The organism is Phenylobacterium sp. (genome assembly GCF_030697925.1).
Classification (GTDB): domain Bacteria; phylum Pseudomonadota; class Alphaproteobacteria; order Caulobacterales; family Caulobacteraceae; genus Phenylobacterium.
Genome location: NZ_JAUYOJ010000215.1, coordinates 77,081 through 90,917, shown reverse-complemented (window position 1 = coordinate 90,917; position 13,837 = coordinate 77,081). Strand labels below are relative to the sequence as shown.

The 13,837-nt window shown below is 64.6% G+C and carries 10 protein-coding genes; 4 read left to right on the top strand and 6 right to left on the bottom strand.

The annotated features are described in order from the left end of the window. The 3 genes from Q8Q88_RS21310 to Q8Q88_RS21300 form a co-directional block, all read right to left on the bottom strand. The coding region (locus Q8Q88_RS21310) for an MFS transporter (RefSeq protein ID WP_305677195.1) at window positions 1-936 on the bottom strand (936 nt) is incomplete at its 3' end. Window positions 937-1,274: 338 nt separating this feature from the next. Continuing rightward, on the bottom strand, window positions 1,275-2,447 hold the full coding sequence (locus tag Q8Q88_RS21305) for an alanine--glyoxylate aminotransferase family protein (RefSeq protein WP_305677194.1): 1,173 nt from the start codon (window positions 2,445-2,447) through the stop codon (window positions 1,275-1,277). A 254-nt stretch (window positions 2,448-2,701) separates the two neighbouring features. Beyond that, on the bottom strand, window positions 2,702-3,481 hold the full coding sequence (locus tag Q8Q88_RS21300) for a tyrosine-protein phosphatase (RefSeq protein WP_305677193.1): 780 nt from the start codon (window positions 3,479-3,481) through the stop codon (window positions 2,702-2,704). A gap of 639 nt (window positions 3,482-4,120) precedes the next feature. Here Q8Q88_RS21300 and Q8Q88_RS21295 point away from each other — a divergent pair. From Q8Q88_RS21295 to Q8Q88_RS21280, 4 genes are read left to right on the top strand one after another with little or no spacing between them, the layout of a single operon-like run. Next, window positions 4,121-5,584, top strand: coding sequence for a DUF3375 domain-containing protein (locus Q8Q88_RS21295; protein WP_305677192.1), 1,464 nt, complete (start codon window positions 4,121-4,123; stop codon window positions 5,582-5,584). Window positions 5,585-5,588: 4 nt separating this feature from the next. Further along, window positions 5,589-6,191 carry a DUF4194 domain-containing protein gene (locus Q8Q88_RS21290; RefSeq protein ID WP_305677191.1) on the top strand — a complete coding sequence of 201 codons (603 nt, stop codon included), beginning with the start codon at window positions 5,589-5,591 and terminating at the stop codon, window positions 6,189-6,191. Then, window positions 6,188-9,559, top strand: coding sequence for an ATP-binding protein (locus Q8Q88_RS21285; RefSeq protein ID WP_305677190.1), 3,372 nt, complete (start codon window positions 6,188-6,190; stop codon window positions 9,557-9,559). Before Q8Q88_RS21290 ends, Q8Q88_RS21285 begins: the two co-directional genes overlap by 4 nt. Beyond that, window positions 9,556-10,755 (top strand): DUF3322 domain-containing protein, encoded by a 1,200-nt coding sequence (locus tag Q8Q88_RS21280; RefSeq protein WP_305677189.1) that lies wholly within the window; start codon window positions 9,556-9,558, stop codon window positions 10,753-10,755. The genes Q8Q88_RS21285 and Q8Q88_RS21280 overlap by 4 nt, the downstream gene beginning before the upstream one ends. A gap of 127 nt (window positions 10,756-10,882) precedes the next feature. Here Q8Q88_RS21280 and Q8Q88_RS21275 read toward each other — a convergent pair whose 3' ends face one another. The 3 genes from Q8Q88_RS21275 to Q8Q88_RS21265 are packed head-to-tail and all read right to left on the bottom strand — an operon-like array spanning window position 10,883 to window position 13,712. After that, on the bottom strand, window positions 10,883-12,016 hold the full coding sequence (locus tag Q8Q88_RS21275; protein WP_305677188.1) for an SAVED domain-containing protein: 1,134 nt from the start codon (window positions 12,014-12,016) through the stop codon (window positions 10,883-10,885). Further along, window positions 12,016-12,459 (bottom strand): hypothetical protein, encoded by a 444-nt coding sequence (locus Q8Q88_RS21270; RefSeq protein WP_305677187.1) that lies wholly within the window; start codon window positions 12,457-12,459, stop codon window positions 12,016-12,018. Before Q8Q88_RS21270 ends, Q8Q88_RS21275 begins: the two co-directional genes overlap by 1 nt. Next, complete coding sequence (locus Q8Q88_RS21265; RefSeq protein WP_305677186.1) at window positions 12,456-13,712, bottom strand: nucleotidyltransferase; 1,257 nt, start codon at window positions 13,710-13,712, stop codon at window positions 12,456-12,458. Before Q8Q88_RS21265 ends, Q8Q88_RS21270 begins: the two co-directional genes overlap by 4 nt. Between the last annotated feature and the right edge of the window lie 125 nt (window positions 13,713-13,837).

Sequence of the window (13,837 nt, the reverse complement as noted above, 5' to 3'; positions counted from 1 at the left end):
GTACATCAGCATCTCCAGCGCGCCCCAGCCCATCACCCCGCTGGCGTAGATGCCGCCATAGATCAGGATGGCGGTCATGCCGTCGACATAGAACATCCGGCTGATCAGGAAGATCGCCGCGTCCTTGTAATGCTTCATGCCGGAGACCATCCGCCAGAGGTCCACGGCCCCCTGCCCCAGGGCGCGCAGGACCGGAACCCCGGTCGGCTTGGCGTCGGGGGTGAATAGGAAGAGCGGGATCGCCCCGATCATGAAGGTGATCGCCGCCATCGGCCCGACGATCCGCTCGGGCTCATGCAGCAGCGGATCGAGCCCGAATAGCGGCTTCTCCGGCACGAAGGGCAGGCCGCTGCCCGGCAGGGCGAAGGCCCAGGCCGTGAATCCCAGGGTCAGCAGGGCGAAGGCGTTGCCCAGCGCGAGCGCCAACCCGGACGCCTTGTGCGCCGCCGATATCCCCGCCGCGCGCACCAGCAGCGAGTTATGCAGCACCTCGGAGTAGGTATAGAGCACGCCGACCAGGGTGGTCAGGATCATGACGGTGAGCACCGACATCCCCGAGCCGTCGGGCTTGGCCCACCACAGCGCCCACATCATCGGGATCATCAGCACGGTGATGAGCGCCAGCCAGGTCTTGCGCCGCCCCAGCTTGTCGATCGAGGCGCCCAGGAACGGCGCCGTGGCCATGATGAACCAGCCGGAATACTGGCTCCACCGCGAGATGATCTCCTGACCCCGCACCGGGTCGCCGACCATGACGGCGGCCACATAGGGCATGAAGATGTAGATGGTGATGAGGATCACATAGGGGATCCGCGCCCCCTCGAAGACCGCCCAAGCCGCCGCCCCCCGCGACAGCTTGCCGTCCCCCATTAGCTCGGCCTCGATCGGGATGTCGGCGATGGATCCGGGTCCGCTGGCTTCGACGACGGTGGTCATGACGTTCCCCTCGACCGCTCGTCCCGGCGGCGTTCGAAGGCAAGGTACGCATTCGACGCGCGATGGGGAGTCGGAAAGTACCGCTCACCCGACATGAGATTGGCGAACGCCGTCCTTCTCCCCTTCCTTGCGGGAGAAGGTGGCCTTGCGGAGCAAGGTCGGATGAGGGGTCTCTCAGACCTCGCGGGTTGGAGTGGCGAAGCCAAATTGAACCACGAACCTCACGAACGACACGAACAGAGCCGAACTCGACAGGCCGTGAAGCCGACCGTTCGTGTCGTTCGTGAGGTTCGTGGTTCCTGCCTTTTGGACGTCGCGGCTGCGCCGCCCCCGACGCTCTAGCCCAGCCTCTTGTCCGCCGCCGCGAGCGCCGCCTTGGCGTCGGCCGCGAAGCCTTGCGCCGCCAGGGCCTCGCACAGCGCCGTCAAGCACAGCCGCACGTGCCAGGGCGTCGCCGAGGCGCCCATCAGGCCGATGCGCCAGACCTTGCCCTTGAGCGGACCCAGCCCTGCCCCCAGCTCCAGGTCCCACTTGGCCAGCACATAGGCCCGCACCGCCGCCTCATCGACCCCATCCGGCACGATCACCGCATTGAGCTGCGGCAGCCGGTGCGGCTCATCGACCAGGTATTTCAGCCCCGCCGCCTCGATCCCGGCGGCCAGCGCCTCGTGGGTGCGGGCGTGGCGGACCAGCACCGCCTGCTGACCCTCCTCGAACAGGGCCACCAGGCTCTCGTGCAGGCCGTAAAGCGCGTTGATCGGGGCCGTGTGGTGATAGGTCCGGCCGCCCTCGCCGCCCCAGTAGCTCATCAGCAGGTTGAAGTCGCAGAGCCAGTTGCGGACCTTGGTGGTCCGCGCCGCGATCGCCGCCTGGGCCCGCGGCGACAGGCAAATCGGCGACAGCCCCGGAGGCGCCGACAGGCACTTCTGGGTGCCCGAATAGATCACGTCGGCGTCCCAGGCCGCAGCGTCCACCACGATCCCGCCCAGCGAGGTCACGCAGTCGACGATGGAGAGCGCCCCGTATTTCCGCGCCAGGGCGCAGAGGCTGGCGGGGTCCGACCGCGCCCCGGTGGAGGTCTCGGCGTGGACGAAGGCCAGGACCTTCACCTTCCCCGCCGCCTTCAGCGCCTCTTCCACCGCCGCCGGATCCACCGGCTTGCCCCATTCGAACTCGACCTTGACCACCTCGGCCCCGGCCCGGTCGGCCATGTCGACCATGCGGCCGCCGAAAGCGCCGTTGACGGCGATCACCGCCCGGTCGCCCGGCTCCAGCAGGTTCATGATCGCCGCTTCCATCCCCGCCGTTCCTGGCGCCGGCAGCGGCACGCAGGCATAGCCGGGCGCGTTGAACAGCCGCGACAGCGCCTCCTTGATCTCCTCCATCAGGTCCTGGAACGCCGGGTCCAGGTGGCCGATGGTCGGCCGGCCCAGCGCCGCCAGCACGCGGGGGCTGACGTCGGAGGGGCCCGGGCCCATCAGGATGCGCCGCGGCGGCTGGAAGCTCTGCATGATGGTCCCCTTCTTGTTGCGGGGACGATTAGGCGATGGCGCGCCCGCTGTCAGCCCGCCCGCTGGTGAGGATCTTAATCGGCGAAGCCGAAATCCCCGGAAGAGGCGGACACAAAGGACGCGAAGGACGCGAAGAGAAGCGCGGCGGTCTTCGCGTCCTTTGTGTCCACCGGCTTCGCCGCCTCAAGTTGCTTCCTCTCGCGGGGAGCCGTCACCGCGGGTGACTGAGGGGACTTTGACTCCTGCTTGCGAGCCTAACCCAGGATCCGCGCCTCGATCCGGGCGCGCAGCGCGGCGTCGACCCCCAGCACCTCTTCCAGGTAGCGGTCCACCGAACCGTGGGTCTCGTCGATCACCTTCAGCGCCTCGGCCAGATAGGCCTCGTCGACGCTGACCGCCCGGCGCAGGGCCGTGTTGTCCACCGTGTGTCCGGTGAGGTCCTTGAGCCACGGCCCCAGGAAGCCGGTCTTCCGCGCCATCCGCGCCTCGTCATTGGTGGCGAGGTAGTCGGCCAGGGTGTCGTCGCGATGCACGCCGGCGATGTGGTGGGTGAAGGCGCAGATCAGCCCCGTGCGGTCCTTGCCCGCCGCGCAGTGGACGACCAGCGCCCCGTCGGTCTCGGCCAGGGCCTGGAAATAGCGCGCGTACAGGTCGACGTGGCGCGGCTCGTGCGGCGCGCGGCGGTAATAGGTCAGGCTGTCATTGTAGAACCAGGCCGCGTCGATGCTGTCGGCCTGGGCCATGGCCTCCTGCCAGTCGGCATAGGTGCCCTCGATGTCGTTCTCGATCACCGTGCCGGAGAACCCGTCCCAGCGCCGCGACACCTCCCGCTCCCGCTCTCGCCGACGCCGCAGGTCGACGATCACCTCCACGCCCAGGTCGCGCAGCTTGGCGAGGTCCTCGTCGGTGGCGTAGGCGTGGTTGGCGGACCGGAACAGCCGCCCGGCCTTCAGGCCCCGGCCGCAGGCGGTGGCGTAACCCCCGAAGTCGCGGAAGTTCTCGATGCCTTCGAAGTCGATGTGCTTGGGCGTCATGTGGGGGGATTTAGCGAAATCGGGGGCGGATTGCGAGAGGGTCGTTCGTGTTTTGATCTGGGGCGGGTGGGGTCGGATGGGGGGGCGATAGCCCTATCCGGTTGGCGGTGGCGCAGCCGCGACTCTTGGAAGAGATAGGGACACGAAGGACGCGAAGGCCACAAAGGGCCCGTGGCGCGGCCCCGGGTGTTCGGCTTCTTCGCGATCTTCGCGTCCTTCGTGTCCAATTGGCTTCGCCGATCTAGCCGGCGAGGTCTGAGAGACCCCTCATCCGACCTTGCTCCGCAAGGCCACCTTCTCCCGCAAGGGGAGATCTGGAGCAGATATCCTACTGAATCAATTGATGAAATTCAAGATGCAATTGGCTGTGCAGGACCTGTGTAGGCCTGTCGTCTAGTCGTAGGGACGCGTCTTGCGGACGTATCCCTACGGTGGTGGGGGTAGCGGCCAACGATGCGCCGGTGTTCAAAGGCGTTTGGGCCGGGTTCGTGCGTTTCTGAAAGTCATCTCGCGAGATCGAGAACCTCTGCACGGTGATGATCGCGTCCTGATTGTCGAACGATACAAGAACGTCCTATCGTGCAGCTTGGCGACAGCTGCGACCGCATTTGGCGTAGCCGTATGGCGGGATTGGTCGCGATGGACTACCAAACCCTTGAAGCGCTCCGGCGCATGAATCCGGCTTGGCGGCTGCTTACGGCCGCTCACGCGCCGCTGATTGCGAGTTTCCTGCAAGACGCGTTCATCCGCCCCAACATCCGTACCCATCTCCAGTCAGAGCTCGCCTCGAAGCTGGACGATCATCTTTATAAATTGCGGGCCCAGGCCAGCGACGAGGCCTTTCCCAAATCCGCGAGCGGGTACCTCGACGACTGGGCTTCCGACGAACACGGCTGGCTTCGCAAGTACTACGCCGGGGCCGTCGACGAGCCCTCCTTCGACATTACACCTGCAACGGAAAAGGCGCTGGAGTGGCTCACGGGATTGCAAGCGCGGCAGTTTGTCGGAACCGAGTCCCGAATGATGACCGTGTTCGACCTGCTCAGGCAGCTCGTCGAACGGGCGCAATCCGATCCCGGTGTGCGCATCTCGGAGCTGCAGAAGCGGAAGGCCGAGATCGACCGCGAAATCCGGGACATCCAGAAAGGACACATGGAGGTTCTCGACGCCACACAGATCCGGGAACGCTTCATGCAGATCGCCGGCACGGCGCGCGGATTGCTGTCGGACTTCCGCGAAGTGGAACAGAACTTCCGCATTCTTGACCGGGAGGTCCGAGAGCGCATCGCCACCTGGGAGGGCGGCAAGGCTGGACTGCTTGAAGAAGTGTTTGGCCAGCGCGACCTCATCGCCGACTCAGATCAGGGCAAGAGCTTCAGGGCCTTTTGGGACCTGCTTATGTCTCCGGCCCGCCAGGAGGAGCTCTCGGCGCTGCTGGAAACCGCGTTCGCGATGGAAGCTATCCAGGCGCTCGAGCCTGACGGCAGGCTGCTGCGCATCCACTACGATTGGCTCGAGGCCGGCGAGGTCGCGCAGAGGACGGTTGCACGGCTTTCAGAACAGTTGCGGCGCTACCTTGATGACCAGGCTTGGCTCGAGAACCGCCGCATCATGGATCTCATTCGCCAGCTTGAGCAGAACGCCCTCGCCATCCGTGCCAATGCGCCCAGCGGGGAGCTGATGCCGCTCGATGAACCTGCGCCGCGGATCGGATTGGCGATGGACCGCCCCCTGTTCACACCCCCTGAGAAGACGCAGATCGAGGTGGATGTTCTCGACGACGAATTTGACCTGAACGCGTTGGACGCGCTCTTCGCCACCACCCACGTCGACAAAGCGCGGCTGATGCAGGCGATCCGGCGCCTTCTGCAATCCCACAGCCAAGTGTCGCTGGAGGAACTGATCGAAGCCCAACCGCTGGAACAGGGCTTGGCGGAGCTGATCGCCTACCTGAGTCTGGCGGCTGACGACGCTGACGCCCTGATTGACGCCGGCCGACGCGTGGCCATCTCCTGGGTCGACGACGCCGGCGCCACCCGCCGTGCCTTCATGCCCGTCGTCGTCTTCAAGCGCCCGGCCCAGATGATGGAAGCGGTGTCCTAGAGCGATGAACAGTCAGGTCGTCACCGATCCGTTCTCCGTAGTCACGGTCACGCTCTTCAAAGGCGTCACGAACCGTGATGATGATCCCGCCCTCTGGCAGCACGTCCTTAGTTTGCAGGCTCGCGTCCGCGAGTACGTGCGCGTCCTCGGGCTGGAGTTGGTACTCGATGAAGCGGAAGGCTTCGCCTATCTGCGCCAGCGCGACGACGCCGAGGAAGCCGAAGCCGTCCCCCGCTTAGTTCCGCGGCGCCAACTCGGCTTCGGGGTTAGCCTGCTATTGGCGCTACTGCGGAAAAAGCTCGCGGAGTTCGACGCCAGCAGCGCCGATGCCCGACTAGTTCTCCGGCCGGAAGACATCCTCGAAATGATGCGGCTCTTTCTGCCCGACACGACCAATGAAGCACGCCTGCGGACTCGGATTGACGGCCATATCGCCCGCGCCGTGGAGATGGGGTTCCTCCGCCGCATGCGCGCGACCGAGGAGCTGTATGAGGTGCAGCGGATCCTGAAGGCGTTCGTGGATGCCCAGTGGCTGAGCGATTACAACGAGCGTCTGGAAGCTTATCGACGGCATGGAGCAGGCCTCGGAGAGGCGGAAGAGGCATGACCGAGGCTCCAGCCATCGTCGTCGTTACCCCCGAACGCGCCCGCACGGGCATGCGCCTGCAGAGATGCGAGGTCCTGAACTGGGGGACGTTCCACGGCAGCGTCTGGGGCCTCGACGTGAACGGCGAGAACACCCTGCTGACCGGCGACATCGGCTCGGGCAAGTCGACCCTGGTCGACGCGGTCACGACGCTGCTCGTGCCGGCGCAGAAGATTGCCTACAACAAGGCGGCGGGGGCCGAGGCCCGCGAGCGTGATCTCCGGTCATATGTCCTCGGCCATTTCAAGTCCGAGCGCGGCGACGCGGGCTATTCCGCTAAGCCGGTGGGGCTTCGCGATCACAAGACCTACGCTGTCATCCTCGGACGCTTCCGCAACGAGGCGTTCGACCAGGATGTCACCTTGGCGCAGGTCTTCTGGTTTCGAGAACCCCACGGACAGCCATCGCGCTTCTATGTCGTCGCCGACCGGCCGCTCTCGATCGCCGAGCACTTCCAAGACTTCGGCGGCGATGTCGCTGCCCTGAAGAAGCAGCTGCGGTCTATGCCCTCCGTGGAAGTCCACGACAGCTTCCCGCCATATGGCGCAGCCTTTCGGCGCCGGTTCGGAATTCAGAGCGATCAGGCGCTCGACCTCTTTCACCAAACGGTCTCCATGAAGGCCGTTGGCAACCTCACCGACTTCGTACGCCAGCACATGCTTGAGCCTTTCGACGTCGAACCCCGGATCGACGCGCTCATCGCTCACTTCCAGGATTTGCACCGAGCGCACGAAGCCGTCTTGAAGGCCAAGGACCAGATCGAAAAGCTGGGGCCGCTCGCCGACGACTGCGACCAATTCGAGAAGCTGACCGCCGAGGTCGTCATCCGCCGCGACGCGCGTGACGCTCTGCGACCGTACTTCTCCGGGCTCAAGGCCGGGCTGTTGCGTGCACGGCTTGAGAACCTAGAGGCCGAGCTGGAGCGCACGATCGCCCGTGGCCAGGGGCTTGTAACCCGGCTGAACGATCAGGAGGCGCAAAGAGACGAGGTCAAGCGCGCCATTGGCGAAAACGGCGGCGACCACATCGAAGCACTGCGCGTGGAGATCGAGCGTCAGACGCGCTCCCGCGACGAACGGTCGAAGCGCGCGGACCGATATGGAGAGCTTGCCAAGGCGGCCGGGCTGCCGGATGCCAAGGATGTTGACGCCTTCATCTCGAACCGACGGCAGCTCGACAGCGAAACGACCGCCATCCACGAGCAGGAAGCGGACGTCCAGAATGCCTTGACCGAAAAGCAGATCGAGTTCCGAAAGCTCAAGGAGGAGCACGAGGAGTTATCCGGTGAAGTGGAGTCACTGCGGCGTCGCCGCTCCAACATTCCGGGCCGAACCCTGAAGATCCGAGAAGAGCTCTGCCTCGCTCTGGACCTGGACGAGACTGACCTTCCCTTCGTCGGGGAGTTGATCGAGGTCCGGCCGGAAGAACGCGCGTGGGAAGGCGCGGCTGAGAGGGTGTTGCACGGCTTCGCGCTGTCCCTGCTCGTGCCCGACGACGCTTACGCAGACGTAGCGGACTGGGTCGATCAGACTCATATCGGCGACAGGCTGGTCTACTTCCGAGTACGGGAACGGCGTCCGGTCACCACGCATCTTCATCAATTCTCGCTGGTTCGGAAGCTGGCCCTCAAGTCGGACTCCGGATTCTACGGATGGCTCGAGGCGGAGCTCTCGCGGCGTTTCGACTACGCCTGTTGCGCGACGATGGAACAATTCCGGCGGGAAGAGCGCGCCTTAACGCGGACTGGGCAGTTGAAGGCCAACGGTGAACGTCACGAGAAGGACGATCGGCATCGTCTGGACGATCGCACACGTTACGTCCTCGGCTGGTCGAACCAAGCCAAGATCGCGGCCCTGACAAAGAAGATCGGCGATCTCGAACAGCGCTCCGCCGCCATCGCGGCCCTGATTGCGCAGCTGACGACCAAGAGGCGTGCTTTGGCCGACAGGCTCAACAACCTGAGCCAGTTGTCGGTGTTCAACGATTTCGCCGAGCTGGACTGGCGTCCTATCGCGATCAACATCGACAAGCTCGCGCAGGAGCGCCGGCAACTGCAGGAGGGGTCGGACGCGCTCAAGACCCTAACGGCGAAGCTCAGCGAGATCGAGCAGGAGATCCAGGCGATCACGACGCGCCACCAGGGCGCGATCGCCGAGCAGGCGCGGATCGAGGAACGTCGTCGTGTGGACGGCGAGCTGCTTAGGATCGTGAGCGAGGAGGCGGCTGTCGCCACGGCACATCTTCAGGAGGTCGTCTTCCCACGTCTGGATGGTCTCCGGACAGAAGCGCTGGGCGACCATAAACTCACGATCGAGAACTGCGACGCCCGCGAGCGCGAGCTTCGCGACTGGCTGCAGACTCACATCGATACTGAGGATCGCCGGATCGCGCGCCTGCGCGATCGGATCATTAGCGCCATGCAGGCCTACAAGGCGACCTATCCGCTCGAGACCCGCGACGTGGATGCTGCGATCGAGGCGAGCGGCGAATATCGAACCATGCTGGCCGCCCTTAGGACTGACGATCTTCCGCGGTTCGAAGCGCGCTTCAAGGCCCTGCTGAACGAGAACACGATCCGCGAAGTGGCGAACTTCCAGTCGCAGCTCGCCCGCGAGCGCGAGACGATCCGCGAGCGCATCGACCGGATCAACCAGTCCCTGCGCGGCATCGCCTACAATCCCGGCCGCTACATCGTCCTCGAAGCCGAGCCCAACAGCGACATCGAAATTCGGGACTTTCAGCAGGACCTACGGGCCTGCACCGAAGGCGCCCTCACCGGATCGGATGATGGCGACTACTCCGAAGCCAAGTTCCTCCAAGTGAAGCGGATCATCGAACGCTTCCGGGGCCGCGAAGGGTCGGCGGAACTCGACAAGCGCTGGAGCCGCAAGGTCACCGATGTGCGCAGTTGGTTTGTGTTCTCGGCCTCTGAGCGTTGGCGCGAGGACGACACCGAGTTCGAGCACTATGCGGACTCCGGCGGGAAATCGGGAGGGCAGAAGGAGAAACTGGCGTACACGGTGCTCGCCGCGAGCCTCGCCTACCAGTTCGGTCTCGAGGTCGGCGCCTCACAGTCGCGCTCGTTCCACTTTGTCTTGATCGACGAAGCCTTCGGTCGCGGCTCCGACGAATCCACGCGCTACGGTCTGGAGCTGTTCCGCGAGCTGGACCTGCAGCTCCTCATCGTCACGCCCCTGCAGAAGATCCATACCATCGAGCCGTTCGTCGCGGCCGTCGGGTTTGTCCACAATGAGGGCGGAAAGCGCTCCATGCTGCGGAATCTATCGATCGAGGAATATCGGCAGGAACGGCTGCTGCGCACCGCATGACCATCGACCATGCTTGGATGTGCGCCGAGGACGTCGAGGCCTCGGTCCTCAAGCTCTGGCTCAAGGGGCGTATCCTCTCCGCAAAGGTGACTGGCGAGGCGATCTTCCCGCTCCGCATGCACGTGCGGGGCCCCGATAGTTCGGCGCTGGCGGCACGCTTCGGGGACGCCCAGACGTGGGTCCGCGCTCTGGAGGCGGCCAGCCGAACCGCGCGCGGCTTCGGTTTCGATCTCGTCTGGCGCGAGGTACGACACCGTCAACTGGGTCGCAATCGTCTCCCTTCGGAGATCGTGGTGCCGACCGAGGCGGACGCTCTGCAGCTGATTCGAAAGCAGGCGGACGCTAAGCGTTTCGACGCGCTCGCGCGCGCCACAGCAACAGCCTTCCCCGAACTCCTGCCGTGGCTCGCGCGGAAACCCCTGCTGGCGCTGGAGCACGCCGCGGACTGGACGCGCATCCTCGCGGTTCTCGCCTGGTTCCGACAGAACCCGAGGTCCGGACTGTACCTGCGGCAGGTGGACATCCCGCAAATCGACACGAAGTTCATAGAGGGCCGACGGGGTCTGCTCACGGAGCTGCTGGATGTCGTCATGTCGCCGCCCTCCAGCGAGACGGCACCCGGCAACGCCTTCACATTTGAAGGCCGCTACGGCTTGCGCAACAAACCGGCGACGGTCCGTTTCCGGCTTCTCGACGGGCAAACCTTGTTCGCGGGGCTGTCTGACGTCAGCACGCCGGCGGAGGAGTTCGCACGTCTCGACCTGAATCCGCGGGTCGTCTTCATCACAGAGAACGAGGTGAATGGGCTCGCCTTCCCACCGGTCGATGAGGCGGTGGTACTGTTCGGACTCGGCTATAGCCTGGACCTGCTGGCGAAGGCCGAATGGCTCAGGCGGTCTTGCCTCGTCTATTGGGGCGACATCGACACGCACGGCTTCGCCATGTTGGCACGTCTGCGGGCCTATTTCCCGACGGCGCAGTCGCTGTTGATGGACGAAGCAACGCTCCTCACCCACCGGTCGCTCTGGGTCCGGGAAGAGCGACCGTTTGTCGGCGAACTGCCGCGACTGTCCGAGGCTGAGCGTCGGCTATTCGAGGATTTGAAGCTGAACCGATACGGCGACCACGTCCGCCTGGAGCAGGAGCGCATCACGTACGGCTGCCTGATGACGGCGCTGCGAGGCCTGGCCCTCTGAGATCCTCAGACGGCGGGGCTTCTGCGTCCGTTGCCGATTTTTGAATCCGCCGCGTCTATCAGTTCGCCATGTCCCACGTTGATTTTACTGATAGCTGGCCTCTGCCGCAGCCAAAGGTCTGGCGAACTCAATCGCGGCCTAAAGTGATCGTGGGCATGAAACCGGCGGTACGGTTCTTGTCGTAGATCGTCATGGCCAAATCCGCCTTCGGCATCCAGATGCGCCCAAGTTCAACTGCCAAGGACGCCGGCATCGCCGGAAAGACGTGGATCAACTGACCTTCGCCGTGGGTCGTCTTGATGCGATCGAGAAGCCGACGCAGCGTCTGGCGGAAGACGACCTGATCGTCGGGGTGGCGCAGGATGTCGTTGTGCGGATTGTCGGCCGTCACCGACCAGATAGCGACGTCAGGACCGAGCAGTTCGGTGATCGGCTCATTGGTCAAAGTCGCGCTGATGCCCAGTTTCAACGCGATGGGGCCGGTCCGTTCTGGCGTGGGCTCTGACACCCGATAGTCGATACGCGGCTGGTTCGCCTGCCAAGACCATGTTGGTGGCTCCCGATGGCGTTGTCGGACCACGGCGGGGGCGATATCGCAAAGCAGTCTGCCAAGCTCGATCAACAGCGGCTGAGGCGCCAAAGCGAAGACGCTCAGATGCCGCACTTCCTGCCGCTCGATGCGGCCGCGGACCTTCGCCTCAAACTGCCGACGCAAATTATCCCGTTGGAACATCCAGTAAGCCGCTTCGTCATCGCGGTATGTGCAACCGGTCATCTCAAGGTCGATGGTTTGGCCACTCGCCGGATGATGATCGGGCGGCATAGCCATGAAGATCGCCTTGGTCGAGACGAGTGCTTCGTTTTCTCCGATGTTCGCCCCGAACCGGATGACGTGTGACGCTCGGTCGTGGTCAATCGCGGTCACCACGCCAATGCGGCTCTCGTGTTCGCCCTTCATGCCGATCAGCATCGGCTCAGGGTAGTCTGCGAGGGCATCCACATCGATCAGCTTGTGGTGGCGCGCGCACATCAACATCAGATTTTCGAGGCTCCTCGCCAGGAGGGGAGAGCGAACCGGATCGCCGCGTGGGCCCTGTACGCTGTCGGCGACGATGTGAGCGATGAAGCCGAAAGTGCCGTCCTCGCGACCCGCCACAAGATCGCCGATCAGATCCTCGTTGCAGCCGCGGAATTGGCACCGGCCGCCCGCCCGCGCCCAGAGCGCCGACTGAACCTTTTGGGGGATGCTGGTCTTGGCCATTAGTGCGGCTCCACGTGCCGACCGCTCGCCGTCCAGGTGCCGGTCGCCCGCCATCCTTCGTAGGCGGCCAGCCAGTCAATAATCCACGGCACCGTCGTCTCGGCCAGGAGATCGTAGGGCGACCATTCGCCCGCGTCAGGATCGAGCATGCAAAGGGTCACATCGCCATCGGGGCCAGAATAGACGTGCGGCAGCATGCCCTCGGCATCTCCGGGGCGACACCTTAGCGCCGGCGACAGCACATAGACCTTCGGCTGGAGTATCTTCACGTTGAGGCGCTCGACAACCAGCGGCGCCCGATAGTGGATTTCAATAACATAGGTCTGCAGCAGGGGGCGCAGCCGCCCCCGCCAGGCCGCGGCAGCGCCTTCGCGACCGACCAATTGGAACGCCGGCCAAACCTGCGCCATCGCGTCAATCTGACGATCGATGCTGAGGCTCAACGGAACCGCCGCTCGCCCATGTTGGTGTGGGCACGAGCGGCGACGGGCGCGAGGCCCGTGGCGACACCGATGATCGCGGGCGCCGCCGGCGTGAACAGCCCACCCGAGCGCGTATAGCCCTGCTGGCCAGCCTTAACCTGCCTGCCAAGCCGATCGTTGAAGGCTTTCACCGACCGGGTCACGACGCGCTCGCCAAACTGCAGACGCAGCCAGATCTGTAGGTCTTCGAGCTGGACATTGCCCTTGCGGGCCGCCTCCAGGCCGTTGGCCAGGGCGTGCAACCGACGGGCATAGGTGACCTGTTGCGACTGGGTTTCCGGCCAGCGGTCGGTGAAGTACTCCGCCGGGTACTCTGGATTGGGCACCGACAGCAAACGCCCACCTTGTGCCGCATTGTCGATGGCCCGCGCCGTCCACCGGGCTTGCCGCATCACCATCTCCGCTAGGCCCATGCCCGGCTGGGCTGCATGGCCGGCGTGACACGACAGGAGCACCGACGGCGGCAGGCGGCCGGTCTCGTTAGCGTAGATGATGTTGCGGTGACGCTTGAGGAGCTGCAGAGCCACCGTGGTGACGCTCTTGATGATCAAGGGCGTCTGATCGGGAACGTCATGGACATCCGCGTCAGCGGCGAACTCCAGGCCTGCCTCCTCGTAGAGGCGCTGGTTCAGGGCCTTGGCGAAGCGTTCCTCGACTGGCGTCCTGGCCGTGTACCACTCGCCGAAGGCGTAGGCGTTCATCGCTACATAGCGGGGCTCGTCGCTCTGCGCGCCCTTCTTCGCGTGGGCGATCACCCCCTGCTTTTCCTTCGGCGCCGTGCGCCGGGCCGGGGTGATGTCGAGGTGCATCCCATCCGAGTAGTAGAGAGTCACACAGCGGGTCTGACGCACGATCTTGCGAACCGGGTAGTCGGCTAGCGCCGCCTCAAGATCATCCAGGAGAGCCTCGGGACCATCGTCGCGGCCGTCGATTTCAGCGACAATGTCGAGATCATATTCGTCATCGGTCCCGCGGGTGGAGGTCGTCGCGTCGATCCGCATAGACCCCTGCGGGTAGAAGCAGGTCACGCGGCCCTCTAGCGGACTGCCGGGCCGTTCGATGTAGCGCCGGACGGCCTCATAGCGGCCGACGGCCTTCGCATGAAGACCAGGTGGCAGCTGGATGTTGATGGCGATCTCCGCCAGGACCGCATCCAGCGGATCGGCGAAGGGGTCGTCGGGACGAGAGACGCCCCCCGGGTTCGTCCAAGCCATAGGCTCCTCGGTTTACAGAATGGGCCGAAACAGCGTTATGTCGATCTGCAGATGGGGATAACTCAGGCGACCGCAAGGGGTATCGGTTTACAAAATTGCGCCTAGATATGTTATCTGTAAACCGA

Bases quoted from the DNA above. Each gene is read 5' to 3' on its own strand.
- Q8Q88_RS21280 (WP_305677189.1), top strand. From the start codon at position 9,556: ATGACCATCGACCATGCTTGGATGTGCGCCGAGGACGTCGAGGCCTCG.
- Q8Q88_RS21300 (WP_305677193.1), bottom strand. From the start codon at position 3,481: ATGACGCCCAAGCACATCGACTTCGAAGGCATCGAGAACTTCCGCGAC.
- Q8Q88_RS21295 (WP_305677192.1), top strand. From the start codon at position 4,121: ATGGACTACCAAACCCTTGAAGCGCTCCGGCGCATGAATCCGGCTTGG.
- Q8Q88_RS21285 (WP_305677190.1), top strand. From the start codon at position 6,188: ATGACCGAGGCTCCAGCCATCGTCGTCGTTACCCCCGAACGCGCCCGC.
- Q8Q88_RS21290 (WP_305677191.1), top strand. From the start codon at position 5,589: ATGAACAGTCAGGTCGTCACCGATCCGTTCTCCGTAGTCACGGTCACG.
- Q8Q88_RS21265 (WP_305677186.1), bottom strand. From the start codon at position 13,712: ATGGCTTGGACGAACCCGGGGGGCGTCTCTCGTCCCGACGACCCCTTC.
- Q8Q88_RS21305 (WP_305677194.1), bottom strand. From the start codon at position 2,447: ATGCAGAGCTTCCAGCCGCCGCGGCGCATCCTGATGGGCCCGGGCCCC.
- Q8Q88_RS21275 (WP_305677188.1), bottom strand. From the start codon at position 12,016: ATGGCCAAGACCAGCATCCCCCAAAAGGTTCAGTCGGCGCTCTGGGCG.